Here is a 25,969-nt window from a genome sequence, read left to right on the forward strand (position 1 = left end):
TGTCCCAAGATTGACCGTCTATCGAAAACATGGTAAAAGGAGAGAGGAATAAATAAACAAACTCTTTCAGCAATGAATGTTGAGTGGCAGTAGAGAGGATATTGAACAAATGGCAAAAAAACAATGGACCCTTTCACTTATACTAGTGGTCATCAGTATATTTTTTGTTGCACTCAATATGAGACCTGCAGTAACAGGGATTGGCCCACTTTATAATGTACTGATGACATCCTTACATGTCTCCAATACAAGTATGAGTTTTCTGACATCCATCCCCGTTTTTTGTATGGGTTTATTTGCACCTTTGGCTGTACCGCTTCAGCGAAAGGTTGGCACGAAATCCGCCATAACATTTTTAGTGGCTATTCTCGTCCTTGCCAATGGACTACGCCTTTTACAAGAAAGCTACGCTTTGCTCATTGTGACAAGCTTTGCAGCAGGCTTAGCTATTGCGATGATTGGTCCTATTTTAAATGCCTTTATTAAGAAAAAGTTTCCACAGCGTTTTACGACCGTGATTGGCATTTATTCCTTCGGCATTGGCGTAGGTGCTACATTAAGTGCGGCCTTAACGGTGACATTTTATCAAATTTTCGGCAATAGCTGGACCGTCGCTCTGGGGATATGGGCTCTACTTGCATTAGGGGCGCTAGTTATTTGGTTATGGGCCATACCATCACAGCAAAATGAACAAGTTCTAAAGATAACGACGACTGAATATGCTCGTAATCCTTGGACATCTGGACGTGCTTGGGCGATCTTACTATACTTTGGCTTACAAACCTCGCTGTTTTTTTCGATGATGGCGTGGCTTACACCGCTGTTGCAGGATAAAGGCTTATCACTAGAAACAGCAAGTGCTATGCTGACGTTTATGTCTATTGTGCAAATGATCGGCAATATTGCAGTGCCGATGCTCATGGAAAAATGGTCAAGTCGAATGGTATGGATACTGGCACTAGGCTTTGTAGGATTAATTGGTTTCACGCTATTATGGCTTACGTCAGGCGTCTATTTATGGCTTGCTGTTTTATTAATCGGCATTGTTCTAAGTGGTCTATTTCCGATTGGCTTATTGTTACCGCTGGATGAAGCCAAAAATGATCTGGAGGCTAATAGCTGGTCATCCATGGTGCTATCAGGTGGCTTTATGCTGAGTGCAATTATTCCCATTATGATCGGGGTTTGCTATGATATCACAGGCAATCATACATGGACTTATATCATCTTTTTACTGTTGATGGTGGGCATTATCGTATCGACAAGACTGTTAAGAAAAAAATAATCGAAGAAGACATGTGAAGCAATGCGCATGTCTTTTTTAATGAAAATTATTTTTAGGTCCAGTTAACCTCCAATCCTCATAGCAAATTTCGTATTTCATAAATAATAATAGGTAGAATGAAATATATTTAGCGGTGTTGTCGCATTTCCCTAACATTATTATAGAAATAATAATATTATGTAAACTTGAAACATCACAAATCCTTGATTATGATAGATAATAGAGAATGATGAATAGAAAGTTTTGGTGAAGGTATGTATAAAAAAATGCTCGTGTTAGGAGCGACGGCTTTCCTCGTTACAGGCTGTGACAGTCAAATAGGCACAGGCTGGTTTCAAAGTAAAAATGCGGAGGTTCAAACAGAGGGGGCAGTGACCAAGCAAGAGGAAAAAATTGTCCCAGAGGTCAAAGTCATCGGAGAGTATGGTGTTGGGGCAGGCATTATTATAAAGCAACAGGATAATCAGCTGTATATTTTAACAAATGGTGCATTAGTTGCTTCCAAACCGACGGCCCTTGTTCAATTTGGTCAAGACAAGCTAATGGCAGCAAATGTACATGTCATGTCAACAGCTCATAATCTAGCACTTCTACAAGTAACGTATAAAGCGAATGTGCATGTGCCAAAAACGTATGAAGGTGAGCTGAATCAGCTAGCCGTTTATGTGAATGGCTTGCCCTACACGATTCAGAAATATCAAGATAAGGTAGCGGCCTATTATATAGATGTGAAACAAGCTATGCCTTTAGGAAGTCCTGTGATGGAGGCTGAAAATGGAGCCATTGTTGGACTATATTTTAATCGTCAACAGCAAGGAGAGTCCCAGCCATACATATTGCCGATGAAGGAAATCCAATCATTCGTGGATAAATGGATTGAGGATGGCATGAAAGCCAGTGTACGATTGTCCCAATCCAAAAATTTATATCCCTATATAGAACAAGGTGACAAAGAAGCTGTACAGCAAGCAATTGAGCAATATGGTGAGAATGTGTTTGCGTATAATACAGATGAAATCAAGCTGTTTTTAGATACGTTCCATAAGCATTTAAAGGCGGCTGTGGCCATTCAGGATGCGAGTGTCATGAAACCAATTGTCGGAACAGAGGATTTACAAGAGACCTTGAATAGCATGGTTGCTTATTATGCTTCCAAACAAGCTAAGATCCATTTCTCTAATACCGATATTCAAGCTATTCGTATAGAAGGCCAGCATCTTATTCTACGTGCTAAAACGGAATATGTTTTGACGAATGCTGCAGGGCAGGAGGCACTTGCCCATTCCATCATACTGTATGAAATCGAAAAAAATGAACAGGGCGAGTACATGCTACTTCGTCTAACAAACGAGGAGTGAACTTTGCATGGAGCAAGCAAGACAAATGCTACAGCATCATTTTGGCTATGAAGCCTTTCGCCAAGGACAAGCCCAAATTATAGAACAAACATTACGAGGGCAGTCGAGCCTGTGTGTCATGCCAACTGGTGGAGGGAAATCCATTTGCTATCAAATTCCTGCATTAATGCTAGATGGGTTAACTATTGTCATTTCCCCCCTTATATCTCTGATGCAAGATCAGGTGGAGGCTTTACGTGCGGCGAACATTCCTGCCGCCTATATTAACAGTACGTTGTCGGCACAGGAAGTAGATGAAACGATGCAACTAGCGAGCGCAGGTTATTTAAAACTTCTCTATATTGCGCCTGAGCGATTGGAAAGTGTATCCTTTCTGCAAGCACTATCCTATTTACCTGTGCCGTTAATAGCGGTAGATGAGGCACACTGTATCTCGCAATGGGGGCATGACTTTAGACCAAGCTATCGCTCCATTCAAAAGCTGTTTACACTATGGTCACAAAAGCCCACGGTTTTAGCGCTGACAGCCACTGCGACACCAGCTGTCTGTGATGATATCCGCCAATTACTAACAATTGATGAGCAAGCGACAGTCATGACAGGCTTTTCACGTGAAAATTTGGCGCTGTCCGTACTAATTGGTGAAAATAAAGAACGTTATGTAAAAAATTATGTACAACAAAATAAACAGGAAGTCGGCATTATTTACGCAGCCACTCGAAAAGCAGTAGACGCGATTTATGACATGCTGAGTCGCTCTGGTGAAGCGGTTGCGAAATATCATGCGGGTCTGTCAGAGGACTTGCGAATAGCTGAGCAGGAGCGGTTTTTAAAAGATGAAGCACGTATTATGGTAGCAACGAATGCTTTTGGTATGGGGATTGATAAAAGTAATGTGCGCTTTGTGTTGCATTATCAAATGCCTCGTAATATGGAGAGTTATTACCAAGAAGCGGGTCGTGCAGGACGTGATGGTCTGCCGAGTGCCTGTATTTTATTATATGCTTCTGGGGACGTCCAAACACAGCGTTTTCTAATTGAACAAACACAGGATGAAGCACGTATAGCCCAAGAATTAGCCAAGCTCCAAACAATGGTCGATTATTGCCATACAGAGGGCTGTTTACAAAATGCGATTTTATCCTATTTTGCTGAAGAGCCAGAGGAGCCTTGTGGGCGTTGTAGTAATTGCAATGATGGGCGAGCAGTGACAGACGTGACTGAGGATGCACAAAAGGTGTTAGCCTGTGTGGTACGCATGGGACAAAAATTCGGCAAGACCATGGTGGCTCAGGTGTTGATTGGCTCCAAAAATCAAAAAATAACGGAATTTGGCTTTGCACGTTTATCGACCTATGGCATCTTAAAAGGAAAATATGCCTCAAAGGATGTTTCGAACTTTATTGAATTTTTAATTGCGGAAGGTTTACTTGCTGTGAAGCATGGGACATTCCCAACCATATATGTATCAGCGAATGGCAAGGAAGTACTGCTTGGCAATCGACAGGTTATGCGCAAGGAAGCTGTAGCAGTGAAGAAGCTGGTGGACAATGATCCTTTATTCGAACATTTACGCGTATTGCGCAAAGAGATTGCAGATGAAGAAAAGGTGCCACCATTTGTAGTGTTCTCTGACAAAACATTGCGTGATTTATGTGATAAGAAGCCAGCCGTACTGGAGGATTTACGACAGGTGAGCGGTATTGGTGAGGTGAAATTTGACAAGTACGGTAAGCGATTCTTTGACGCATTACAATCGTTTTTAGAAGCTTCCGTGTAATAGTGCTTATTACGTAGAAAGAGGTGTCTCTCCATTGTGAGACACCTCTTTTCATTATTGTTCCCAGTGCTTTGTTATGAATGTATCACGGCCAGAAATGGCACGATCTTGCTGATAGTGTTCCGTCTCTTTTTTATAATAATCTTGGTGATAGTCTTCTGCTGGATAGAAGCGTTCAGCATCGCGAATTTTGGTTACAATAGGTTTATCAAAGCGTCCACTATTGGCAAGCTTTTCTTTTGAGGCCTCTGCGATTTGCTTTTGCTCATCTGTGTAGGTAAAAATAGCTGTTGTATAGGATTCTCCACGATCATGGAACTGTCCATAAGCATCCGTTGGGTCAATTTGCATCCAGTAAATATCCAGGAGCTGCTCATAACTAAAAATAGCAGGATCGAATTCAATTTCGACCACTTCTAAATGGCCCGAAGACCCTTCCTTAACATCTTCATAGGTTGGGTTTTCTAAATGGCCGCCCATATAGCCAGAAGTCACTTTATGTATACCGTCCCACTCGACGAATGGCTTCACCATGCACCAAAAACATCCGCCAGCAAATGTAGCTTTTTCGATCATTTACATCATCCTTTCTTTTGTGAAAATATTATAGCATTGTTTTGCTCGAAACTGAGTAATTAGGTGTAAAATAATGATGAGATAGAAAAACATGGAATAGCTGATTGCCAAAATGAAACTTTCTAGCTAATCAATCGTTACATTAACTATATCAAAATAGAGGAGTTAGTTGTTATGGAAGAGCAAGATTATACGAGACGCTCCCAACGTCCTAAAAAACGTAAATTACGTAAAGGGAGAGCAATTTTTACACTATTATTACTGTGTATCATTGTCATCGTCGGATATGCTGTCATGCAATATCGCAGCGGGCTTGAGCTGGCGAATGATACGAAAGTAGCGCAGGAGGATTTTTCTGGAGATACAATCAAAGGGGATATTGAGAACTATTTAATTTTAGGAGTCGATACACGTGGCGAGGAAAAATCTCGTACAGATACGATGATGGTATTATCCTGGAATAAAGCAAACAATGATATTAAGCTTGTGTCCTTTATGCGTGATATTTACGCAGATATCCCAGGCTATCAATCCTATAAACTTAATACAGCTTACTACCTAGACGGTGTACAGCTATTAAAGGATACATTGACAAATATGTTTGGCTTACCGATTCATCATTATGCCCTAATTGATTTTAAAAACTTTGAATCATTAGTGGACATTTTAGCGCCAAATGGTGTGGAAATGGATGTAGAAAAGGATATGTCTGAAAATATTGGGGTAGAGTTAAAGCAAGGTGTTCATCATTTAAATGGACAGGAGCTATTAGGCTATGCACGTTTCCGTCACGATGCTGAAGGAGATTTCGGTCGTGTTGCCCGTCAGCAAAAAGTCATTGAGGCTTTAAAAACAGAGCTATTAACGCCTACGAACATGTTAAATTTACCAAAATTTGTTGGAGCTGCACAGGGCTATATAACAACCGATTATTCATCTGCTGAGGAAATGCAGCAAGTGCTTAAATTGCTATCTAAAGGTAAGGTCAACATTGAAAAAGCAACGATTCCCATCGAAGGTAGCTATCAATTCCAAAACTTTAGTCATGCAGGCGATTCCATCGTCATTGATGTGGAGCAAAACAAAGCCTTTTTAAGTGAATTTTTAGGTATTTCACTGGAGTGATGTTTCGCAAAAACCAACATTATCCTGTAATATAAAGGTAGAGCATTTGGATTGGGGTGGATATATGGAAAAAGAAAGACCAAAAGAGCGTTCAAGCCTATTAGCAACCAAGTTTATTCGTTTTTTAGGTGGTAGAAACCTATTATTTATGCTGGTGATTTTATTACTAGTTGCATGTGTTATTTTTATGTTTAATCAGGTTTCCTTTATCTTTACCCCGTTACAAGTATTATTTGAAGTAGTGATTTTACCAGGGGTACTAGCCGTCATAGGCTACTATTTATTGCGTCCATTGTTGGCGATCTTGGTCAGATGGCGAATCCCAAGAATTTGGGGGATTTTAATACTATACATTGCGGTTATTGGTGTCATTACACTACTCGTTGTGTTGGTTTATCCATTTTTACGCGAACAGTTCACGAACTTAGCACAGGAATTCCCAGAGTATTTCATGAAGTTTACACAAAATATCGTTGCATTCTTGAACAATTCACGTTTTAACGATTATTTAGATAAAATTAATTTTGATTACAATGAAGTGGTTAAAAACTTCACTACAGATATGGTGAAAACTGTAAGGGAAACAGCTGCAAATGTAGCGCAAGGTGTGGCCACAGGTATTACGGGCTTCCTTTCAACCTTAACAGGTATTGTGCTATCACTTGTAACGGTGCCATTCATTTTATTTTACTTATTAAAAGAGGGCGAAAAATTACCGAAATTTATGCTGAAAGTGTGCCCACCACGTATGCGTAAAGAAGTCACTGAAATTTTCCATGACATGGACAAGCAAATTAGTTCATACATACAGGGGCAAATTTTAGTATCTATGTGTATTGGAGCAATGGTGACCATTGGCTTTTTAATCATTGGCATGAAATATGCTTTATTGCTTGGATTCCTAGCGATGATTACAAGTGTAGTTCCTTATTTGGGGCCAGTCATTGCCATTACACCAGCCGTTATTATTGCCCTTGTCACATCTCCATTGATGTTGATTAAGCTGGCGATTGTATGGACGATTGTTCAATTAATCGAAGGAAAATTCATTTCTCCTCAAATCATGGGGAAATCACTCAGTATTCACCCAATTACGATCATTTTCGTCTTATTAACGGCAGGCTCATTATTCGGTGTTCCTGGTGTTATTTTAGGGATTCCAGGCTATGCGATCTTTAAGGTGCTGGTGACCCATTTATTCAAGCTCTTTAAACAGCGTTACAACCGTTACGAAGATGATGTTCATCAAAAATATGATGTGTGATAAAAACAGCTACTGCCGTTTGACAGTAGCTGTTTTTTTAATGTGTGTTATCCTTATTAGTAGATTCATCAAAAGGATGGGGGAAAAGGGCATGACATACATACCGATTAATTTTCAAGAAAAATTAACTAAGTTTCAAGAGCATTGGTCTCCGAAAGTGATTGCTGAAATGAATGATTATCAATTTAAATTAGTTAAAGTACAAGGGGATTTTGTTTGGCATAAACATGATGATACGGATGAAGTGTTTATCGTCATTGAAGGGCAGCTAATCATCGAATTCAGAGATGGAGAAGTGCGTTTAAATGAAGGAGAGATGTTTGTCGTACCACGCCATGTTGAACATAAACCTTATGCGGCTTCTGAGTGTAAAATTCTACTTGTAGAGCCGATGGGGGTTGTCAATACAGGCGAAGCACCATCAGAGCTAACTGCTGAAAATGATGTGTGGATTTAACATTCCTGAATAGTCATAGTAAAACCCTTCTAACAGACAAGGTTAGAAGGGTTTATTATTTTTCAAAAGCACTAGCTTTGTGCCAGTAATTGCACTTGTGCTAAGCGATCAACAGCTTCTTGAAGAAGTTCCTTTGGTTGCACCAATGCTAAACGTAAATAGCCTTGTCCAGCCGTACCAAATACGGTGCCAGGAACGGTTACAACGCCAACTTGTTCAATTAATTGAAAGGCTAGTTCTGTACAGTCCATATCGAACGGATATTTTGCCCATACGAACATTCCACCATCAGATGGTGCGGCTTCCCAGCCTAATGCTTGTAAGCCGTTCATCAGGGTTTTATGACGTTCTGAGAATGTGGCACGTAAGCTTTCCGTAATTTCTTCTGCGTTATCAAGTGCGACGACAGCTGCATCTTGAATAGGCTCAAAAATACCGAAGTCTAAATTTGATTTTAATTGCTTAATAACGGCGATCATTTCAGCATTTCCTGCGATATAGGCAATACGCGTTCCTGCAAGACTAAAGCTTTTGGAGAGGGAGTTAATCTCCATGCCGACTTCTTTTGCACCTGGTGCTGCAAGGAAACTAATCGGACCGTCACCTGTAAAATAAAACTCGGAGTATGCCGCATCATGAAGGACGATAATATTATATTTTTTGGCAAAGGCAATGACTTTTTCAAAATACGCTAAGGACGGCATCGCTGGTACAGGATTCCCTGGTAAGTTTAAAATCAATAGCTTTGCTCTCTCAGCAATTTCTTCTGGGACAGCGTCTAAGTCAGGTAAATAACCATTATCGGCCGTTTGAGGCATGTAATAAGGTGTTGCCCCTGCTAAGTGAATTCCTGCATCATAGGCAACATAGGCTGGGTTTGTGGATAACACGATGTCTCCTGGGTCACAAAAGGCTATCGGTAAATGGACAAGGCCTTCTTGAGAGCCAATAGTTTGAATAATTTCCGTAGCGGGATCTAAATCGACATGGCTACGACGCTTATAGTAGCGACTAACGGCTTCATAAAAACGCTGTGTGCCTGTCAGTGTGTAGCCGTAAGATTCAGCTAACCCTGCGCGATAAGAAAGATGCTCACGTATTTTGGCATGTGGAGGAAGATCAGGGCTTCCTAAGCTTAAGTCAATCAAGGTCATGCCCTTTGCTTGCTGCTCACGGGCAAAATTTTTCAAATCTCCGAAAATTGCTGGTGTAAATAATGACATTTTTTTAGATGGTACGATTTTCAAAACTAGTACACTCCTTATCGTTGTATAAAGTGCAACGTCAATCCGTAGATGATTCTCTTGTCTACGCTAATTGTTTGTTTGCACAAATCGGGCTTTAACAGACCATTGTTTGCTTACGGGCCTGTTTATGCGAGATAACAGAATAGTAGTACACATTTTATCATACTAAAGCACAGAAATGGGCAGATATTCTGAAAAAAGAAAATATTTATATAATGTAGAGGATGTGTGCATAGGCTAGCGAAAATAGATTGTCTGATGTTGGGATAAGCGACTATAAATACCTTCAAAGAGAAAATTGTATTATACTGAGTATAAAGTTTTTCAGGTGGGGAGAGCATGCATCTTAACGATTGAATAGCTGACTCAGTAGTGAACGATATGTTGCAAGATTTCACTATTGTCTGCGCCGTAACAGAAACAACCTCCTTTTACAAGATTGGACATAGACTTTGCTTACAGCTATACATACTGAATAGTATTAAAGGATAGCCATCGTATTGATGTTCCCCTATTATTGACAGTGGCAATGCTGGATGAGTATGGGCAAAACAAGCTGCCTATGCAAGTGTACGACGAGGCAGTCTTTACAAAACATGCTGAATCGTTCAGCATTACGATTTTCAATTGTCTACAGCCAAGATAGGGAGGTATTAAAAAAGCTATATGCCAGCGGACTAGCGGGCATTGTATGTAAAAACCTACGCAGCTGCTGACTATGATACTATGCGGAATACCATAGTTGCGGCATGCACACTATTTCGAAGCATGTATGAATGATACTACCTGATACGCAAACCATTTAGTAAGGGAGGGAGAGGGCAGTGAAGGTATATTCGTTAAGTGGACCAAGCGGCACAGGCAAAAGTACGAGTGCCCTTGCCTTTGCTCATAAATTAGGAGTGGAGGCTATCATTGATGATGGTCTTCTCATTGTCAATGGAATAAGAGTTGCTGGCATTTCTGCCAAATTCGAAAAAAATACAATTACCGCTGTACGACGTGCCATTTTTACGGAACAGGAACATCGTGAGGCTGTCAAAAAAGCGTTAGCAAGTCATAAGGTGCAGTCCATTTTACTGATTGGGACATCCACTAAAATGACGAATAGTATTGCTAAGCAGCTAGATCTTGGACCCATTGAACATTATTACGATGTGGAGGATGTTCGTTCCTTTAAGGAAATTCAAAAAGCTCGTTTTATTCGTCAAACGCAGGGCAAGCATGTGATGCCAATTCCTTATCGACAAGTGGAGCAAAACTTTTTTAAACGATTGGTACAAAAGGGCATGGAGATTTTTTCATCAAAGCGCGAAAAAATCGGGGAAACAACGATAGTGCGACCTGATTTTCAACGGGAGTACATTGAAATTAGCAAGCATGTTTATGTTCAGCTACTGACGTATTGCTGTAGTCAACAAGCAATTGTACAAAAGGTGGAACAGGCCCAATTTTTGTTAGGAGATCAGGCTCAAGCTATTCTGACCATACAAGTAAAGCTACCGATAGATTATCCATTAGCAGCGCGTTTACTAGAGCTACAGCAGGCGGTGCAGAAGGCGTTTTATTTACAATTTGGCTATGAATTAGATGCGATTCATGTTCATGTCAAGACGGCTATACAAAAGAAAAAGTCGTGAAAAACAGGTACTCCCAACGCACTTTGCGACGAGAGTACCTGTTTTTATTTTGGTTGACGGCTGAACTGTGGCTGACGTTTTTCCACAAAGGCACGACAGCCTTCGGCGAAATCGCTGCCTACAAACGGTGAAGAGCCTTGCCATAAGGTCGGCACACTATCGAGACATTCTTGAACGGATTGCTTCACAGCAAGCAAGGACTCTGGTGACATGCCTGCCACAAGCTTGCCCATGCGAATCATATATTTATTTAAATCCTTTTCGGCTACTAAGTAGTTAAGCATCCCAAGCTTGAAGGCTTCCTCCGCTTTAAACATGCGTCCTGTAAAGACTAAGTCCTTTGTGGTCGCAGGGCCAACGAGCTGTACTAAACGTTGCGCAAATTTATTGTTTATGGTGATGCCTAATTTTCCGACAGGAATGCCGAGCTTGGCTTTGTCTGAGCCAATGCGGATATCACAAGCTAATGCCAATTCTAAACCAGCGCCCATCGCAGGCCCGTTGATGACGCCGATTGTTGGAATCGGAAGGCGCTCAATTGTGGAAATGGTTTTTTCCATATGTACAAACGCCTCCTCGGCTTGTTCAAGTGAGATGGCATTGAATTCTTTAATATCAGAGCCTGCGGTAAAGCTTTGACCAGAGCCTCGTAAAATGAGTACTTTATTTTTCGGATTGTCTAATACTTGTAGGGCAATCTTTGCTAATTGATCCCACATGTTTGCGGTTAACGCATTTTTTGCCTGTGGTCGGTGAATCGTAATTATCGCTAGTCCAGCTGTTTCTTGATAAATGATTTTTGCATCTTCTGCTTCCAATCGTGTCGTCTTTACTTGCATAGTGGAAAGCCTCCTACGTATTAATGTCTATCTTTATTATATAACACAATCAACTATAAACACGAAATGATATGAATTTTCACATAAAATTGCGTTGTTATACAAGAATGTAGGGAATAGTCAGCATTTATTGTTCTATAACAGGGGAGCGGAATTTACTATTGTAAGAAAGCAAAAGATATGAGAAACTACTGTAGGAACATACGTTTCTTATGCACGTAAGGGGCATTTGAAGACTGGAAGCGGCTTGTGTATCGATATTACAGATTATCCGACACTAAACTATTATAAAATGAATTGAAACACACGCACCCAAAATATAGTAAAATAAAATGACATGACGCACAGCAAACAAGGAGGGGCAATATGGTCACACTCAAGGAAGCATGGAATAGTTACATCTTACTGCTGCAATCATTGAAAAAAAGTGCTGCCACAAAAAAGCAGTACAACATAGATGGACAGCAATTTTTAACGTTCGCCCATGAACACCAATACTTGTATGTGGATCATCAATTAAAAAATCTATTACAGCTTTATTGTGACTATCTCAAGGAAACCTACTGCAATATCAATACATTTAACCATAAAATAGCGACATTGAGAGGCTTTGTAGACTTTATTTTTTTACGAGAATGGGTGACACCTTTTGATTATCAGCCCATTTTACAGCCGAAAAAAAGGCAAAAAGAGGTGCTGCAAGTACTGACCAATACGCAGATTATGCAAATTGCCAACGTCTGGCCAACCTATTTTCAATATGCAAAAACAGAGGAGCATGCTTGGCTGGCTAGACGCAATGGCTGTATAGTCCAAATGTTGATGGAAACAGGTTGTAAGCCTGCAGAGCTTGTGCGAATGAAATGGACTCATTTTAACGAAGAAAAGGCAACCCTTTTTATTGCGAATCGAAATGGCCGTCGAGAAATAAAATGTTCTCCTGTACTAATGGACATGCTAGCTCAGTATAAACTAGCGACAACAGTTTTACATGGGCAAGAGGTAGGGGAATGGGTTTGGGTAAGTGAGGCAAGTATTGTGAAGCCAATTTCAACGAAGACGGTGGAGCGTATTTTTCAAACGATGTCACAAGATATAGGAAAAAACATAAGAGCAACTGATTTGCGATATACCGTTATGCAACGGGCTTTTCAGCAGGAAAAAACGCTGGAGCATATCCAACAAGAAATGGGCTATGTGAGGAAATGGGTGCTGACAGAAAGACAGCAACGCTTCGAATAAAAGAGTGCAGTAATCGCGATTTATCACCATTACTGCACGCCTATTATAAATGATTCAATGCTTTGACACTCACTTTGACCGTTAAATCATGCTTGCCTCCACTATAAACACCTTCAACAGGGCTAATATCACTATAATCGCGACCTATACATAAAATAATATGATTTTCTAAAACTTCTACATTATTTGTTGGATCAAGACCAATCCAGCCAATACCTGGTATCATGACTTCCACCCAGGCGTGTGTAGCACTATCACCAATGAGGGCTGAATTTTCATCCACATATAAGTAACCACTGACATACCGAGCGGGAATGCCTTTAGCTCGCAAAACAGCTAGCATGACATGGGTGAAATCCTGACAAACACCCCGTTTTAATGCAAATGCCTCACTTGCTGTTGTCGTTACAACTGTCGCTGTAGGATCATACTCAAAGCTAGCATATAAATATTGCATTAAATTAAGTGAAAAGAGCACTGGGTTTTCAGCATGACCAATCGCATGATAAACTTCCTCTAATTGCTGATCGGTCATAAAAGTAAAATGAGTTGCTTTTAAATACGGTAAATAATGCTCATAAAATAGCTGTGAATGGAAAATGGTCTGCATTTCGGGCGAATATTGAATACGATGAATAAATGGTGCACGCTGAATACTAACAATCGAAGATGTATGAATTTCGAGTATTTGATGCTGCTCCGGTATATAAAAAGAACCAACTGTATTACCCCAAATATCCGTATGCTCACGGGTCAATGAGGAGGGCGTAATGGCAATTCGATACGATAATAATCGCTGCCGCTCATCACTGCGAGGCTTTAAACGAATCGTATTCAAGCTTTGATCGACTTCAGACTCATATTGAAAAATATTGGTATGCTGAATTTCAAATTTCATCGTGTCCGCTTCCTTCTGCTTACTGACTTGCCTGTTGAAAGGGAGCTGTGGTGGGTTCCTTTCAAGGTTGTATGCTGGGTTCATATAAATGATAAACTGTCGAAAAGGTATCACTAAAAGCTATACATTGCGACAGTCTTTCCTCCATTATAGTCATCGTTTCTTCAAGAGTCATTTGCCAAAAATCAAGATGATTGATTGCTAGGATGAGGCTACGAATGCTTGTATGCAGTGTTAAAAATCTTGAGGATAAAGAATCATGTTCAATCGCCGTAATAGCTTCCTCTATTTTCTTTAGACAAAACATCACAGAACATGGGAAATGCTCATCCTGTACTAAATAGCGAATAACCGCAAGTAAATTCGTCTGGCAATGTTTCCGCATATAAGACTCTCTTGCTGCTGTAAGCGCCAATAAAAAGCTACCATCATCCTCTAACAGGGATAGGCCCGACAGCTTCTGTTGTTCCACTATACTTAACGTCATCCGCAACGTTTTTTCTGCTCGTTCAAGCCATTTGCCAACCTGCATGAAATAAAAGGGAAGATCACGATCCATCGTGCTCTCGATTAACCCGTTCTCCATCCATAGAGTTTTTCTTACTTCCTGTAAAAATGCTTGAAGTTCAATAAGTGGGATTGGGCGTTCTCTTGTCAGTATGGCCTGTTGCTTCGTTAAATAAAAGGTATTTTGTATTTCCCATAGCTCAGTTGGTATACTATCACGCGTAACCCGTGCATTTTCTCGTATGGCACGTAATGTAACGTGGAGGGCATTGCCGTTTTTCTCGGAAAAAAGTAGATAGTCAATCAATGGGTTGACACGTATGGCTGAGTAATTCGCTAAATATTCCTCCTTAGAGGCACAAATAGCTAAGACAGCCTCCCAATGATCAAGATAAGCATGTTCTTGCCCCGATTGCTCCAACATATTCAACAGCTGTACCTGTAATATATGTGCATTTGATTGTGTGCGTTCACTATACCGTGCCATCCAGTACAGCGCGTCGGCTACTCGACTTAGCATGCTGCAACTCCTCCTTTAGTATCCACGTATCCTTAGCACCACCGCCTTGTGAGGAATTTACGACAAGTGATCCTTCTTGTAGTGCCACTCGAGATAAACCGCCAGGCAACACATAACAATCCTCACCCTTCGTGACATAAACTCGTAAATCGACATGACAAGGATAAAATCGTCCATTTTGAAAGGCAGGGGCTCTAGACAATTTAATCGTTGGTTGTGCAATATATTGAAATGGCTGCTTGCTAATTTTTTGCTTAAACAAAGCAATTTCTTCCTCACTTGCATGCGGGCCAATCAACATATCATAGCCGCCAGAGGCACTCACATTCTTAATGACTAGCTCTTGAATATGTTCTAGCACCCATGCTCGTTGCTTATCATCTCCTAAATGATAGGTTTTCACATTCGGTAAAATAGGCTCCTCCTGCAAGTAATACCGAATCATCTCTGGTACATAGGCATACATTGCTTTATCATCAGCAACCCCGTTGCCAACAGCATTTAAGATGGCGACATACCCCGCTTGATAGGCAGCCATTAAATGAGGAACACCCAATAAAGAATCCTCACGAAAGACAACAGGATCTAAAAAATCATCATCAATACGACGATAAATAATATCTATTTGCTGTAGACCATAAATAGTTTTCATATATACTTTCAAATCCTGTACCACTAAATCACGACCCTCTACGAGCTGTATATTTAAATGCTGGGCTAAAAAGACATGATCGTAATAAGCTGAATTGTACATGCCAGCTGTTAGTAGCACGGCTTTAGGCTCTCTCTCTGCTTGCATGGAAGGTGGGCGGTGCACAAGAAGTGCTTTTTTCATATAAGCGATGTGTTTATCAAGTGGTTGGATGGTATGCTTAGAGAAAAATTCAGGATACACTTCCTTCATGACATCACGATTTTCAAAGACATAGGAAATGCCAGAAGGGTTGCGTAAATTATCTTCCAATACATGATAATCACCCTTTTCATCCCGTATTAAATCAATGCCTGCTAAAAATATATGATTCGCAATCGGTACTTGGAAACCCATCATTGTTGCCGTAAAATACGGATTATTTTCAACAAGCTGTCTTGGAATAAAACCGTCTCGAATAATCCTTTGTTGCCCATAAACATCCTGCAAAAATAAATTGAGGGCTTGCACACGCTGTTTGACGCCTGCCTCAATCATGGCCCACTTCGTTTGAGGAATAATAATGGGGACACAATCAAAGGGCATTGTACGCTCAGTTCCATCTTGCGCTCCATAGACCGTAAAGGTAATTCCTTGTCTGAGAAAGCTTGCTTGTGCTTGTCGATACTTTTCTTCAAGTTGCTCCTGAGAAAAAAAGGATAGCTTATGATGAAAAGATTGATAATGAGGCTTCGGCTGATTGCCATCAAACATTTCATCGAAAAACAGACTAGAATCATATAAATTCATCATATGGATCGCCTCCGAATTCAAGTAGTAGTGAAAACATGTTACACTGTGAATAAATACATATAAGGAGCTAACAATCATGACCATCATTAATTTAATGCAAGCTTATGAATTAGATAAACTATCTAAATTAAATTTTTCAGAAGAAGAGATCTTACGCGCTTTACGTACGGGGGATGTATCAGCTTGGCAAGAACAAGTACCAAACTATGAATTTAATGAGACAATGGCTCTTTATAAAGAAGGGGAACAACAATTCTTAGAAGCGTACCATGGCCATTATCGAATCAAGTATGTAACATTGCCAGGCATCCAACGTTTATTGCAACTTCGCTTTCAATTAGAAGAAGGGAAGGATTACCAACTGTTAGAAACAGGTATCCAGCATTTAACGTGTAATGAGGAGACAGTCGCAAGACTTCAGCAAATGTTATCGACAAACTGGTCACTAACAAAACAGGCAGACGGTGCTTATTCAGTTTTTGTAAAATAATACCATTCGCGTTGTGAGACGAATCGACATGGGTAGTGACCCATCTTCTATTTTTTCAAAGCTTCTCACAGGGTAAGCAAATTGCGACTCCTCGTAATGGCTGCTGACTCTTTGTTTTCAAGTAAATAAACAATGCTCAAGCTACCAAGTAGAAGTTACTTGATATTAATCACACCGATATTGCCATAAGACATAGCCCTTTTTGACGGTTTAGTAGAAGGTGGGCAAGACAAGCATTTAAGCTGAATCAAGATGAAGTATACTAGATTTTAATATTCATTTAACGTGAACTTTATGACTATTTTCCTGCAACTGTCACAAAAGATTTAAAAGGAAATCCTCTTTTTTTAAAAAGGGGATTTTTTTATTGCTTAAAAAGAACGTTTGTTCTATATCGTGAAAAAGGGCATTTTTTTCAATAAAGTTCCCAAATTTATATTTGGGAACGTTTTTTCGTGGTAAAATAGAGCAAATAGAGGTGATTAGCATGCAAAATACCAAGCAACCGAAATTCATGAAGGATTTTCTAGTTTATTTAACGACCATCAAAGGAAAATCACAGCGCACAAGAAAAGAATATGAATATGACCTAACTTTATTTTTCCGTTTCCATAAAGCAATCCAGGAGGATCTGGATATAGAAAATTTAGTAGCCATTGATATTGCCACTATTACAATAGAAGAAATTCGTGATATTACATTAGAGGATCTTTATTACTTTATGGAGTACTGTGAGGTACAGCGAGGAAATTCTGCTGCTTCGAGGGCACGAAAAGTGGCGACATTAAAATCCTTTTTCAAGTACTTGAAAGGAAAACGTCGACTTATTGAGGAAAATCCAGCAGAAGAATTAGAAACACCAAAAATTGGCCGAAAAAGACCAATTTATATGAATCTTCAAGAGGCTACTCAATTTATTGATGGAATACCAACAAATCAGGCATCACCAAGAAATTACTGTATGATGATGTTTTTCTTAAATTTAGGAATACGTGTGACGGAGCTTTGCCAGCTCAATAAAACATCTATTCAAGGACGTTATTTAACGGTTGTCGGGAAGGGCAATAAGGAGCGTACTGTCTACTTAAACGATAGCTGTTTGCAGGCACTCGCAGATTATGAAAATAGTGGGAAAACGCCTTATAAGGGGGACGGGGATGAGCCTCTTTTCGTCTCACAAAAAGGAACACGCTTTACGCGCCAAACTGTTGCCAAAACCGTGAAACGTATTAATCAACAATCAGGTCTTCAAAAGGAACGACTTACACCACATAAGTTGCGTCATACATCTGCGACTATGATGTATAAAGCAGGTGCAGATATTCGGAGCTTACAGCATATCTTAGGACATTCAAGTGTAGCGACGACTCAAATTTATACGCATATAGAGGACGAGCAGCTACAACATGTTTTAGAAAATAATCCCTTTAATATTGTGCGCGAGAGATGATTTTTACCCCTCTCTGTCGAATATAGTAGTATGCCAAATGAAGGGGGTTAACTTATGATGTTAGTAGCAAAAGAACAATTCGACGCAACAAGGGCGCAATTACTTCAAACGATTCAAAACTTAGACAATACAAGCTTTAATGACAAACCAGATGCACAAAGCTGGAGTGTAGCACAAATCTGTCATCATCTTGTGTTAGTAGAGGAAGCAGCCAAAAAAGCCATTACATGGGGATTACAAGCCCAGGAACAATCATCACCTGCAAGAAAAAATGTTCAGCTTGTTGTTTTGGATAGAACAAAAAAATTTCAAGCACCAACTATTGTGGAGCCAATAGATCAGCCTTTTACCGTTCAGGAGATGCTAGATTTACTAGCCACAACAAGAATGAATTTTCTCGCTTTTTTACAAACAATTGAAGAACCTGAAATTTTAACAAAATATGCTGTGAAGCACCCAGCCTTAGGTACATTGCCACTCGATCAATGGATTGAAATGGTTTATTTACACGAGCAGCGTCATATCGAGCAAATACAAGAAATAATGAAATAAACATATGGTAAGTAAGTATAGAGGGATTTGAGCACACAAGTGTGAGCCAAATTCCTTTTATTGTTATATGTTTTTTCTATCATAACCTCTTGACGTGCTACATAATCTGTTATATATTAAATAAAAATAATAACAACTGTTATAAAACAGTTTTCAAATCAAGGAGGAATTTTTAATGACAAAGTATCGAGACGGCTATGAATTTTATTGTGAAATGTGTGAGCGTTATGGATTAGAGCCAATTTCTTTCCGCTATTATGTATTACAGTTATCACAGCAACAACTGTCTGCTTATAACATGCAAGCAAAACAATTAGGCATTTAAAGGACGTGGTTATGACGGAAGCCGACGTGAATATTTTATGAAAAGCCCAGCCATACTAAATACAATGGTTTGGGCTTTTGTGATTTATAAAAGAAATTTCAGATAATTTATTGACAAGCATCATACTCTGTTATATATTTTTAGAAAATAATATTACTGTTATATAACAAAAATCAAAAACCACATTTAGTAGCAATCATGAAAGGAAGTTAGAAGGGTGACAGATTATCGAGAGGGTTATGAATTTTACCGCCAAGTATGTGAGGAGCACGGACTAGAGCCTATTAATTTTCACTATTATATTTTAAATTTATCGCAAGAGCAGTTACATGCATATAACCAATATGCAAAATCATCAGAAGAGTCAATCGAATATGAGGTTTCTTAACTTGTAAAATACCTTATTACCTCTGTGGGTTCGTAAGGTATTTTTGCTTTCACAAAAAATTTACATAGCTGCATTCTCTTTATCTAGCATAATTGAAATTTGTATTTAATAGATAAATAGCCTAAAGAAAGCACTTTCAATAGTACAAAAGTATCAAAAAACTTTACAATTAGGTAAATTTAGGGTGTTTATAACCGCTATTTTTTGGCTATTTTCTCATAAATCCTCAAATAGGGCTTTAGATGTTTTTGATATTTGGGTTGAATTAACTGCTTTTCTAAGACTATAATATAATTACATAAAAAAGGGCGATATACCACAACTTTATACCTCGCTGTAAGATAAAGCAAAAGTACCAAACCCTTCATATTTTAATGAACGGAGAATGAAAATGATGAATATCACGCCTAATAGCATTAATCAAATGAACTATAGTCTAAAAGAATTACAAGATATCTTTTCCGCCATGAATAGTTCCATCATTGTAGCGATTACCGATCGTACCGGGAAAATTACGTTTGTTAATGATCATTTTTGCAAAATTTCGAAGTATACGCGTGAAGAATTAGTAGGTCAAGATCACCGTTTACTTAACTCAGGCTTCCATCCTAAATCTTTCTTTAGAGAGATGTGGAGAACAATAGGTAATGGTGATATGTGGAATGGCGAGGTGTGCAATCGTGCGAAAGATGGCAGTTTATATTGGGTAAAGACAACGATTTTCCCATTCCTTGATGAAAAGGGAAAGCCTTATCAATATATCGCCATTCGCGTCGATATTACAGCGCAAAAGGACATAAAAAAAATTACCCATATTGCCTATCACGATGAATTAACAGGACTGCCAAATCGTCGTAAACTAGAACAGCGTTTAGAAAATGAATTCCATCAATCTCGACGTACAGGAGATAAATTTGCGTTATTTTTCATTGATGTGAATCGATTCAAACACATTAACGACGGGCTTGGTCATATTATCGGCGATATGTTTTTAGTGGAAATGTCGAATCGTCTACGAAATGTTGATTATACATCTAATTCATTCTATCGCCACAATAGTGATGAATTTGTCATGATTTTAAATGACGTCAGTCGCATTGACGAAATGGCCAAAGAAATCATTAATGTCTTCAATGAAAGTTTCATCGTCGATACCTATGAATTTTATGCAAGCATCAGTATCGGCATTAGTATATTCCCAGATCATGCAAACTCTGTAGAAGAATTATTGAAAAATGCGGATATTGCCATGTATGCAGCAAAATCTACGCGTGGAAATCAGTACCGTTTATACCGTGACAATATGGATGAAGCCAACGATAAATGGCTTCTATTAGAAACAAAATTACACCAAGCATTAAAACAGGACCGCTTAGAATTACATTACCAGCCTAAAATTGATTTAAAAACAGATACGGTCATTGGCATGGAAGCCTTGCTACGCTGGTATGATCCTGAATTAGGTCATATTCCACCAGATCGTTTTATTCCATTTGCAGAAGAATGTGGGCTTATTAATGATATCGGTGTTTGGGTATTACATAAAGCCTGTGCTCAAGCTCGTTTTTGGAATGAAGCACATAATTTAACATTGCGCGTAGCCGTCAATATTTCTCCGATTCATATTAGTACAAGTAGCTTTGTGGACATGGTGTGTGAAGTCATTGCAGAAACAGGCATTGACCCACACTTATTAGAAATTGAAATTACGGAAATGAGTATGCTTGATTATACGGAAGATTTAATTGATACGATCAAGCAATTACGGGCATTGGGCATTACGATTTCATTAGACGATTTCGGGACAGGCTATTCATCGTTAAACTACTTAAAAAAATTCCCTGTGGATGTCCTTAAAATTGACCGTGCCTTTGTCCGTGACATTGTGCCTGAAAAATCAGGGATTGCGATGATTTCAGCTATGATTTCCTTAGCACATGCTTTAAATCTTCAAGTAGTTGCTGAAGGTGTCGAGGAAGAAGCTGAATTGAACGTACTTCGTGAGCATGGCTGTGAGTATGTGCAGGGTTATTATTTCAGTAAGCCATTGTCTGTAGATGATTTTACAGATTTAATCGTTAATTCTGTGACAAAATAGACCAGTTATGAATTGCTATTCCTGAATGATTTTGCTAAAGTAGGATAAAGCCAAACAGTTCAGACAATATTCAATTTGATGATGTGGCCAAGTAAGTAAGAATTGTGAGACAGAAAATATAGCAATTGCTGAGAGCTATATCACCGCTTCTTTACTGAACACCTACCACGGAGATGTTATGCAAACATAACCGAGTCGTTTTCGTTACCAAACGTGAGAGGGTTTTAAGTTCTACTTAAAGCTAAATCAAGGTGGTACCACGTCTATCCAGCACAAAGACGTCCTTATTCAGAGGACAGCTTTGTGCTTTTTTCATTCAGCTTGATAGTAACAGCTCGCTGAAACAAGCTAAACGCCCTGGTAGATGGCACTGTTTTTCTTACACCAAGGCAACAATGATTTAACAAAAATTGGAGGAGATCACATGTCAAAACAATTAGAAGATTTTTCGAAATGGTATATTGAAACTATCCAAAAAGCCGATTTAATGGATTATACACCTGTTCGTGGCTGTATTGCCTTTAAACCTGATGGCTATGAGATTTGGGAGCATATTCAAGAGGAAATGGATCGTCGCTTTAAAGAGACAGGGCATCGTAATGCCTATTTCCCAATGCTTATTCCTGAATCTTTCTTCCAAAAAGAAAAGGATCATATCGAAGGATTCTCACCTGAGCTACCTTGGGTAACAGAGGCAGCAGGGGAACAATTAGAAGAACGTCTGGCACTACGTCCAACGTCTGAAACGATGATTGGCCATCTTTACTCCAATTGGATTAAAAGCTACCGTGACCTACCCGTTTTGATTAATCAATGGGCAAACGTCTTCCGTTGGGAAAAGAAAACTCTTCCTTTTATTCGCACATCTGAATTTTTATGGCAAGAAGGACATACAGCGCACGTCGATGAAGAGGATGCTCGTCAAGAAACGATGCAAATGCTTGAAATCTATAAAGAAGTTGTAGAACAAGTACTAGCAATTCCAGTTTATGACGGACAAAAAACCCCTTCTGAACGTTTTGCAGGTGCTGTCGATACGTATTCGATTGAGGCGATGATGAAAAATGGCAAGGCTGTGCAAGCTGGTACATCTCATTATTTAGGTACGAAATTTGCAGAAGCCTTTAACATTAAGTATTTAAATAAAGCGAACCAGCATGAGTATGTACACACAACATCTTGGGGTACATCTACGCGCTTAATCGGCTCGGTAATTATGGTACATGGTGATGAGCAGGGGCTTGTTTTACCTCCACGTATCGCGCCAACTCAAGTTGTTTTAATTCCAGTGGGACCATGGAAAAAGAACCCTCAAATTATGGAGCATCTAGATGAAATTTTTGTCGCTTTAAAAGCGAAGGGCATTCGCGTACGCCTTGACGATTCGGACCAATCACCAGGCTTTAAGTTCAATGAATGGGAGCTAAAAGGGGTGCCAGTTCGCATTGAATTAGGACCTCGTGATCTTGACAACAATCAAGCTCTACTTAAAGCCCGTGATGAAGAGGAAAAACGAACAATTGATTTAGCTACGATTATCACAGCCATTGAAGAAGAATTAACAACCATGCAAGCGCGCTTACTCGAAAAAGCACGTCAGTTCCGTGAAGCAAACACACATACAATGATTGATTCATTACCACAATTACAACAGCATATTGAAGCAGCCAAAGCAAACGGTACAATTCCTGGCTGGGTACTAGCTGGTTGGTGTGGAGAAGATGCATGCGAGGAAAAAGTGAAGGAAGAAACAAAATATACATCTCGTAATATGCCGTTTAATCCACCAACAACAAAAACAACATGTATTGGCTGTGGAAATGAAGCTAAACATACGGTTTGGTTTGCACAAGCCTATTAATAACGACTACAACAGCCTCCTATTTAATTAGGAGGCTGTTGTTATGAGGTGGTGATTGATTAAGTCCTTTGCTTTCGGGAAGTAGTCCAATTTTAAGCTTTCGCCTTCCATCTGTCTGATCAGTTAAAAAGACTGCCGTTACGCCGAATACCTCATCCCCATTAGGATATTTAAAATAGTCCTGATAACCTGATAATATCGTTAAAAACTGAAGATTGTTTGCATGCAATTCTGTCTTTTCATACAGCTCTCACTTCGCTGTTTCTTCAAGGGTTTCCCCTAGTTCCATTGCTCCTCCAGGTAATCCCCACATTTCGATATCAGCACGAAATTGAAGTAGAACTTCTCTCGTTTGATTTAAGACAATTACTGTAGAACCTACTAAAATAACAGGCATTGTCCCAATTAGTTGTCTTAATTATGGTTACATAATCACTCATAGCGCCCCTCCAACATAGTTAGCCAAATTTTTATTCTACTTATGATAAAATGAAGGGGTGTTATATCTTGAAAATTTCCTGAAGAAATGGGGATATAGCGATTAAAAATGATGCTACTATGACTCAATTTTTTGATAAGGATGCTAACAGACTATTTTTGACAAGGAGATAAGGGAATGACAGATACAACAGGCTGGAAACAGAATGCACAAAATCGTCCATTTATTGCCTCATTTAGTGGTGGAAAGGACAGTACTTTAGCTTTATATAAAGCATCCCAGGTAGGTCAGGCTGTAGGACTGCTTGTGATGCTAGAGGAGGAAGGGAAACGTTCGAGGTCACACGGCATGCCACCTGAGCTTATCCAGGCGCAGGCTGACTCGATCGGATTGCCTGTCTTTACGGCTGCAGCTAGTTGGGCAGACTACGAAAGTGTCTTTATGCACCTTTTAGAAAAGGCAAAACAGCAGGGGGCAGAAGTGTTAGTGACAGGTGACTTAGATATGCCTGCACATGGCTGCTGGCATGATAAGGTCACAAAAAATGCTGGGTTACAGCTAGGCATGCCATTATGGGAAATGGACCATCGCGAAGCAGTCGATGAATTTATTAACTTAGGATTTATCACGATGATTGTCACGGTCAACTTATCCTTAGGCATGACTGAGGATGATTTAGGGCGAATACTTACCCCTGAATATGTATTAGAACTAGAAGCTCGTAAGATTGACCCGTGCGGGGAGGGAGGAGAATTCCATACAACCGTCATTGATGGCCCTCTTTTTCAGCAGCCAATAGCTGTGCGCAAATGTCCAATTATAAGAGATGGAGACTATGCATTTTTACCTTTAGAACGAGCGTAAATCCACAGCCTTTCTTGTGATGATCATGGTTTTTCCTTTTAATGTATATGGTCGTGTGTAATAAAATGATTACAGAGGAAAAATACATTAAATGGGGATGAATTACTATTAGTATTAAGTGCTTTGTCAAATCCTTATCGTTGAAAAATGATTGCCACTCTTCATCAAGAAAAGCAATATGTTAGCTGGCTAGCGCGAGAGTTAGGGAAGCTAAATTGATTAATGGTTATCACGAAATTTCTGAAAGTGGCAAAGCATTGAAAAAATACTGAAACAAGTTGATTAGACAAATGAGCGTTTCTTAAATAAACGATTTCGAGTAATAGAGAAAACAATGAGTCAACATATAGGCTTACTACATACTCTGGTTTTCATGGCTCTCATAATAAATTTAAAGAAATAGATACTAATAATGAACGAAAAGTACAAAGGCTCTCACCTCTGTACTTTTTTTGCATTTTGGCTGTTTCTTCTTTATAGGTATAGAATCCATCTCATTTTGTCCAAAATAATCATTGACCGGACACTAAATGGTGTCATATAATTAAGACACCATTTAGTGTCCTATTAGAAAGGGTGGTGGTTTTGAATAATAATCATCAAGAGCGTGACGTTTATGTAGCCATTGCTGACCCTACAAGACGAAAGTTGATCCGTTTACTGGCAGAGGTAGATGAGTTACCGCTTCACGAATTAACCGCTCAATTTGACATGGGGCGTACCGCTGTTTCGAAACATTTAGCCATCCTGAAAGATGCAGGTCTTGTCGTTGCTCGCAAGGAAGGTAGAGAGACAAGGTATCGGCTGAATGCGGCCCCGTTGAAAGAAATACAGGATTGGGTATCGTTTTATGAAGGATTTTGGAAAGAAAGAATCGCTAAATTACATCTATTATTGGAGGAAAAAAAATGAAACCAGATGTATCATTAGATTTTACATTTACAAGTTCAATCGAGCAGGTTTGGCATGCTTTAACCGATTCAGATACGCTAGCAAAATGGATTTGGAATAATGACTTCCAACCAATCGTTGGGCATAAATTTCAATTCCGTGCTGAACCAAATGAATGGTGGGACGGCATTGTAGACTGTGAGGTACTTGTAGTAGAAGAGCCTCATACATTATCTTACACTTGGACAAGTGCTGGTGAAACAACGACTGTTACATGGACATTAACACAAGATTCAGATGGCACGACTCAGCTTCATCTTGATCAAAGTGGCTTTAGCGAAGAAACAAAAGCTCGTCAAGGGGCAATCGAAGGGGCAACATATGCTTGGACGAATATGAGCACACAGCTTGAAAAAGTACTAGCCTAAT

26 protein-coding genes and 1 other annotated feature are annotated in these 25,969 nt (G+C 39.4%); of the genes, 19 read left to right on the forward strand and 7 right to left on the reverse strand.

Features of this window, described 5'->3' with window-relative positions; all coding sequences use genetic code 11:
* The first annotated feature begins 76 nt into the window (after window positions 1–76).
* The 3 genes from CRI88_RS11990 to recQ all read left to right on the forward strand — a co-directional run bounded on the left by CRI88_RS11990 (window position 77) and on the right by recQ (window position 4,423).
* Complete coding sequence (locus CRI88_RS11990) at window positions 77–1,285, forward strand: MFS transporter (RefSeq protein WP_257982897.1); 1,209 nt, start codon at window positions 77–79, stop codon at window positions 1,283–1,285.
* Window positions 1,286–1,539: 254 nt separating this feature from the next.
* Window positions 1,540–2,643, forward strand: coding sequence for a hypothetical protein (locus tag CRI88_RS11995; protein WP_058844425.1), 1,104 nt, complete (start codon window positions 1,540–1,542; stop codon window positions 2,641–2,643).
* A 7-nt stretch (window positions 2,644–2,650) separates the two neighbouring features.
* A complete protein-coding gene (gene recQ, locus CRI88_RS12000; protein WP_058844424.1) occupies window positions 2,651–4,423 on the forward strand; it encodes a DNA helicase RecQ in 1,773 nt (590 codons plus the stop codon).
* Between the two features lie 54 nt (window positions 4,424–4,477).
* On the opposite strand, the gene msrA is transcribed toward recQ, so the two are convergent.
* Window positions 4,478–4,999: a peptide-methionine (S)-S-oxide reductase MsrA gene (gene msrA, locus CRI88_RS12005; RefSeq protein ID WP_082673741.1), complete on the reverse strand. Its 522-nt coding sequence runs from the start codon at window positions 4,997–4,999 to the stop codon at window positions 4,478–4,480.
* 174 nt (window positions 5,000–5,173) lie between these two features.
* Here msrA and CRI88_RS12010 point away from each other — a divergent pair, with 174 nt between their 5' ends.
* The 3 genes from CRI88_RS12010 to CRI88_RS12020 all read left to right on the forward strand — a co-directional run bounded on the left by CRI88_RS12010 (window position 5,174) and on the right by CRI88_RS12020 (window position 7,845).
* The gene (locus CRI88_RS12010; protein ID WP_036126458.1) at window positions 5,174–6,124 is read left to right on the forward strand and encodes an LCP family protein; all 951 of its coding nucleotides are present in this window, start codon (window positions 5,174–5,176) and stop codon (window positions 6,122–6,124) included.
* 64 nt (window positions 6,125–6,188) lie between these two features.
* Window positions 6,189–7,388, forward strand: a complete 1,200-nt coding sequence (locus CRI88_RS12015; RefSeq protein ID WP_089933574.1) for an AI-2E family transporter — start codon at window positions 6,189–6,191, stop codon at window positions 7,386–7,388.
* A 91-nt stretch (window positions 7,389–7,479) separates the two neighbouring features.
* Complete coding sequence (locus CRI88_RS12020; protein ID WP_036126449.1) at window positions 7,480–7,845, forward strand: cupin domain-containing protein; 366 nt, start codon at window positions 7,480–7,482, stop codon at window positions 7,843–7,845.
* Window positions 7,846–7,916: 71 nt separating this feature from the next.
* Here CRI88_RS12020 and CRI88_RS12025 read toward each other — a convergent pair whose 3' ends face one another.
* The gene (locus CRI88_RS12025; RefSeq protein WP_058844421.1) at window positions 7,917–9,092 is read right to left on the reverse strand and encodes an aminotransferase class I/II-fold pyridoxal phosphate-dependent enzyme; all 1,176 of its coding nucleotides are present in this window, start codon (window positions 9,090–9,092) and stop codon (window positions 7,917–7,919) included.
* Between the two features lie 517 nt (window positions 9,093–9,609).
* Here CRI88_RS12025 and CRI88_RS22875 point away from each other — a divergent pair.
* Both CRI88_RS22875 and CRI88_RS12030 read left to right on the forward strand, forming a co-directional pair.
* Entirely contained in the window at window positions 9,610–9,738 is a 129-nt protein-coding gene (locus tag CRI88_RS22875; protein WP_255358811.1) for a hypothetical protein, read from the forward strand.
* Window positions 9,739–9,916: 178 nt separating this feature from the next.
* Complete coding sequence (locus CRI88_RS12030) at window positions 9,917–10,732, forward strand: AAA family ATPase (RefSeq protein WP_036126442.1); 816 nt, start codon at window positions 9,917–9,919, stop codon at window positions 10,730–10,732.
* A 44-nt stretch (window positions 10,733–10,776) separates the two neighbouring features.
* Here the strand turns inward: CRI88_RS12030 and CRI88_RS12035 are convergent, their stop codons facing one another.
* Window positions 10,777–11,571 carry an enoyl-CoA hydratase/isomerase family protein gene (locus CRI88_RS12035; protein ID WP_036126440.1) on the reverse strand — a complete coding sequence of 265 codons (795 nt, stop codon included), beginning with the start codon at window positions 11,569–11,571 and terminating at the stop codon, window positions 10,777–10,779.
* Between the two features lie 366 nt (window positions 11,572–11,937).
* Between CRI88_RS12035 and CRI88_RS12040 the strand changes: the two genes are divergently transcribed.
* Entirely contained in the window at window positions 11,938–12,813 is an 876-nt protein-coding gene (locus CRI88_RS12040; RefSeq protein WP_036126431.1) for a tyrosine-type recombinase/integrase, read from the forward strand.
* Window positions 12,814–12,856: 43 nt separating this feature from the next.
* On the opposite strand, the gene CRI88_RS12045 is transcribed toward CRI88_RS12040, so the two are convergent.
* From CRI88_RS12045 to CRI88_RS12055, 3 genes are all read right to left on the reverse strand, one after another.
* Window positions 12,857–13,711, reverse strand: a complete 855-nt coding sequence (locus tag CRI88_RS12045) for a transglutaminase family protein (protein WP_036126429.1) — start codon at window positions 13,709–13,711, stop codon at window positions 12,857–12,859.
* Window positions 13,712–13,772: 61 nt separating this feature from the next.
* Window positions 13,773–14,738, reverse strand: a complete 966-nt coding sequence (locus CRI88_RS12050; RefSeq protein ID WP_080717130.1) for an alpha-E domain-containing protein — start codon at window positions 14,736–14,738, stop codon at window positions 13,773–13,775.
* Window positions 14,692–16,182 (reverse strand): circularly permuted type 2 ATP-grasp protein, encoded by a 1,491-nt coding sequence (locus tag CRI88_RS12055; protein WP_036126427.1) that lies wholly within the window; start codon window positions 16,180–16,182, stop codon window positions 14,692–14,694. Before CRI88_RS12055 ends, CRI88_RS12050 begins: the two co-directional genes overlap by 47 nt.
* A 76-nt stretch (window positions 16,183–16,258) precedes the next feature.
* On the opposite strand from CRI88_RS12055, the gene CRI88_RS12060 reads away from it, so the two are divergent.
* From CRI88_RS12060 to proS, 7 genes are all read left to right on the forward strand, one after another.
* The gene (locus CRI88_RS12060; protein WP_036126425.1) at window positions 16,259–16,672 is read left to right on the forward strand and encodes a hypothetical protein; all 414 of its coding nucleotides are present in this window, start codon (window positions 16,259–16,261) and stop codon (window positions 16,670–16,672) included.
* Window positions 16,673–17,159: 487 nt separating this feature from the next.
* Entirely contained in the window at window positions 17,160–18,122 is a 963-nt protein-coding gene (locus CRI88_RS12065; protein ID WP_101966645.1) for a tyrosine recombinase XerC, read from the forward strand.
* Window positions 18,123–18,176: 54 nt separating this feature from the next.
* Entirely contained in the window at window positions 18,177–18,674 is a 498-nt protein-coding gene (locus CRI88_RS12070; RefSeq protein WP_374703116.1) for a DinB family protein, read from the forward strand.
* A gap of 175 nt (window positions 18,675–18,849) precedes the next feature.
* On the forward strand, window positions 18,850–18,999 hold the full coding sequence (locus tag CRI88_RS12075; protein ID WP_036126419.1) for a hypothetical protein: 150 nt from the start codon (window positions 18,850–18,852) through the stop codon (window positions 18,997–18,999).
* 217 nt (window positions 19,000–19,216) lie between these two features.
* Window positions 19,217–19,387 carry a hypothetical protein gene (locus CRI88_RS12080; RefSeq protein WP_058844418.1) on the forward strand — a complete coding sequence of 57 codons (171 nt, stop codon included), beginning with the start codon at window positions 19,217–19,219 and terminating at the stop codon, window positions 19,385–19,387.
* A gap of 391 nt (window positions 19,388–19,778) precedes the next feature.
* Complete coding sequence (locus tag CRI88_RS12085; RefSeq protein WP_058844417.1) at window positions 19,779–21,485, forward strand: putative bifunctional diguanylate cyclase/phosphodiesterase; 1,707 nt, start codon at window positions 19,779–19,781, stop codon at window positions 21,483–21,485.
* Window positions 21,486–21,554: 69 nt separating this feature from the next.
* Window positions 21,555–21,774, forward strand: a binding site (T-box leader).
* A 135-nt stretch (window positions 21,775–21,909) separates the two neighbouring features.
* Entirely contained in the window at window positions 21,910–23,346 is a 1,437-nt protein-coding gene (gene proS, locus CRI88_RS12090) for a proline--tRNA ligase (protein ID WP_058844416.1), read from the forward strand.
* A 250-nt stretch (window positions 23,347–23,596) separates the two neighbouring features.
* Here the strand turns inward: proS and CRI88_RS22880 are convergent, their stop codons facing one another.
* Entirely contained in the window at window positions 23,597–23,743 is a 147-nt protein-coding gene (locus CRI88_RS22880; protein WP_257982898.1) for an NUDIX domain-containing protein, read from the reverse strand.
* Window positions 23,744–23,962: 219 nt separating this feature from the next.
* Here CRI88_RS22880 and CRI88_RS12100 point away from each other — a divergent pair, with 219 nt between their 5' ends.
* The 3 genes from CRI88_RS12100 to CRI88_RS12110 all read left to right on the forward strand — a co-directional run bounded on the left by CRI88_RS12100 (window position 23,963) and on the right by CRI88_RS12110 (window position 25,968).
* A complete protein-coding gene (locus CRI88_RS12100) occupies window positions 23,963–24,649 on the forward strand; it encodes a Dph6-related ATP pyrophosphatase (RefSeq protein ID WP_101966646.1) in 687 nt (228 codons plus the stop codon).
* Window positions 24,650–25,234: 585 nt separating this feature from the next.
* Window positions 25,235–25,561: an ArsR/SmtB family transcription factor gene (locus CRI88_RS12105; protein WP_101966647.1), complete on the forward strand. Its 327-nt coding sequence runs from the start codon at window positions 25,235–25,237 to the stop codon at window positions 25,559–25,561.
* A complete protein-coding gene (locus tag CRI88_RS12110; protein WP_036126406.1) occupies window positions 25,558–25,968 on the forward strand; it encodes an SRPBCC family protein in 411 nt (136 codons plus the stop codon). The genes CRI88_RS12105 and CRI88_RS12110 overlap by 4 nt, the downstream gene beginning before the upstream one ends.
* The last annotated feature ends 1 nt before the right edge of the window (window position 25,969 follow it).

This window comes from Lysinibacillus fusiformis (assembly GCF_002845985.1).
Lineage (GTDB): Bacteria > Bacillota > Bacilli > Bacillales_A > Planococcaceae > Lysinibacillus > Lysinibacillus fusiformis_D.

Coding starts and splice junctions, on each gene's coding strand:
- CRI88_RS12010 (WP_036126458.1), top strand. CDS start 5,174: ATGGAAGAGCAAGATTATACGAGACGCTCCCAACGTCCTAAAAAACGT.
- CRI88_RS12035 (WP_036126440.1), bottom strand. CDS start 11,571: ATGCAAGTAAAGACGACACGATTGGAAGCAGAAGATGCAAAAATCATT.
- CRI88_RS22880 (WP_257982898.1), bottom strand. CDS start 23,743: ATGCCTGTTATTTTAGTAGGTTCTACAGTAATTGTCTTAAATCAAACG.
- recQ (WP_058844424.1), top strand. CDS start 2,651: ATGGAGCAAGCAAGACAAATGCTACAGCATCATTTTGGCTATGAAGCC.
- CRI88_RS12045 (WP_036126429.1), bottom strand. CDS start 13,711: ATGAAATTTGAAATTCAGCATACCAATATTTTTCAATATGAGTCTGAA.
- CRI88_RS12075 (WP_036126419.1), top strand. CDS start 18,850: ATGACAAAGTATCGAGACGGCTATGAATTTTATTGTGAAATGTGTGAG.
- CRI88_RS12100 (WP_101966646.1), top strand. CDS start 23,963: ATGACAGATACAACAGGCTGGAAACAGAATGCACAAAATCGTCCATTT.
- CRI88_RS12050 (WP_080717130.1), bottom strand. CDS start 14,738: ATGCTAAGTCGAGTAGCCGACGCGCTGTACTGGATGGCACGGTATAGT.
- CRI88_RS12110 (WP_036126406.1), top strand. CDS start 25,558: ATGAAACCAGATGTATCATTAGATTTTACATTTACAAGTTCAATCGAG.
- CRI88_RS12070 (WP_374703116.1), top strand. CDS start 18,177: ATGATGTTAGTAGCAAAAGAACAATTCGACGCAACAAGGGCGCAATTA.
- CRI88_RS12015 (WP_089933574.1), top strand. CDS start 6,189: ATGGAAAAAGAAAGACCAAAAGAGCGTTCAAGCCTATTAGCAACCAAG.
- CRI88_RS11995 (WP_058844425.1), top strand. CDS start 1,540: ATGTATAAAAAAATGCTCGTGTTAGGAGCGACGGCTTTCCTCGTTACA.
- CRI88_RS12055 (WP_036126427.1), bottom strand. CDS start 16,182: ATGATGAATTTATATGATTCTAGTCTGTTTTTCGATGAAATGTTTGAT.
- CRI88_RS12060 (WP_036126425.1), top strand. CDS start 16,259: ATGACCATCATTAATTTAATGCAAGCTTATGAATTAGATAAACTATCT.
- CRI88_RS12040 (WP_036126431.1), top strand. CDS start 11,938: ATGGTCACACTCAAGGAAGCATGGAATAGTTACATCTTACTGCTGCAA.
- proS (WP_058844416.1), top strand. CDS start 21,910: ATGTCAAAACAATTAGAAGATTTTTCGAAATGGTATATTGAAACTATC.
- CRI88_RS12085 (WP_058844417.1), top strand. CDS start 19,779: ATGATGAATATCACGCCTAATAGCATTAATCAAATGAACTATAGTCTA.
- CRI88_RS12020 (WP_036126449.1), top strand. CDS start 7,480: ATGACATACATACCGATTAATTTTCAAGAAAAATTAACTAAGTTTCAA.
- msrA (WP_082673741.1), bottom strand. CDS start 4,999: ATGATCGAAAAAGCTACATTTGCTGGCGGATGTTTTTGGTGCATGGTG.
- CRI88_RS12065 (WP_101966645.1), top strand. CDS start 17,160: ATGCAAAATACCAAGCAACCGAAATTCATGAAGGATTTTCTAGTTTAT.
- CRI88_RS11990 (WP_257982897.1), top strand. CDS start 77: ATGTTGAGTGGCAGTAGAGAGGATATTGAACAAATGGCAAAAAAACAA.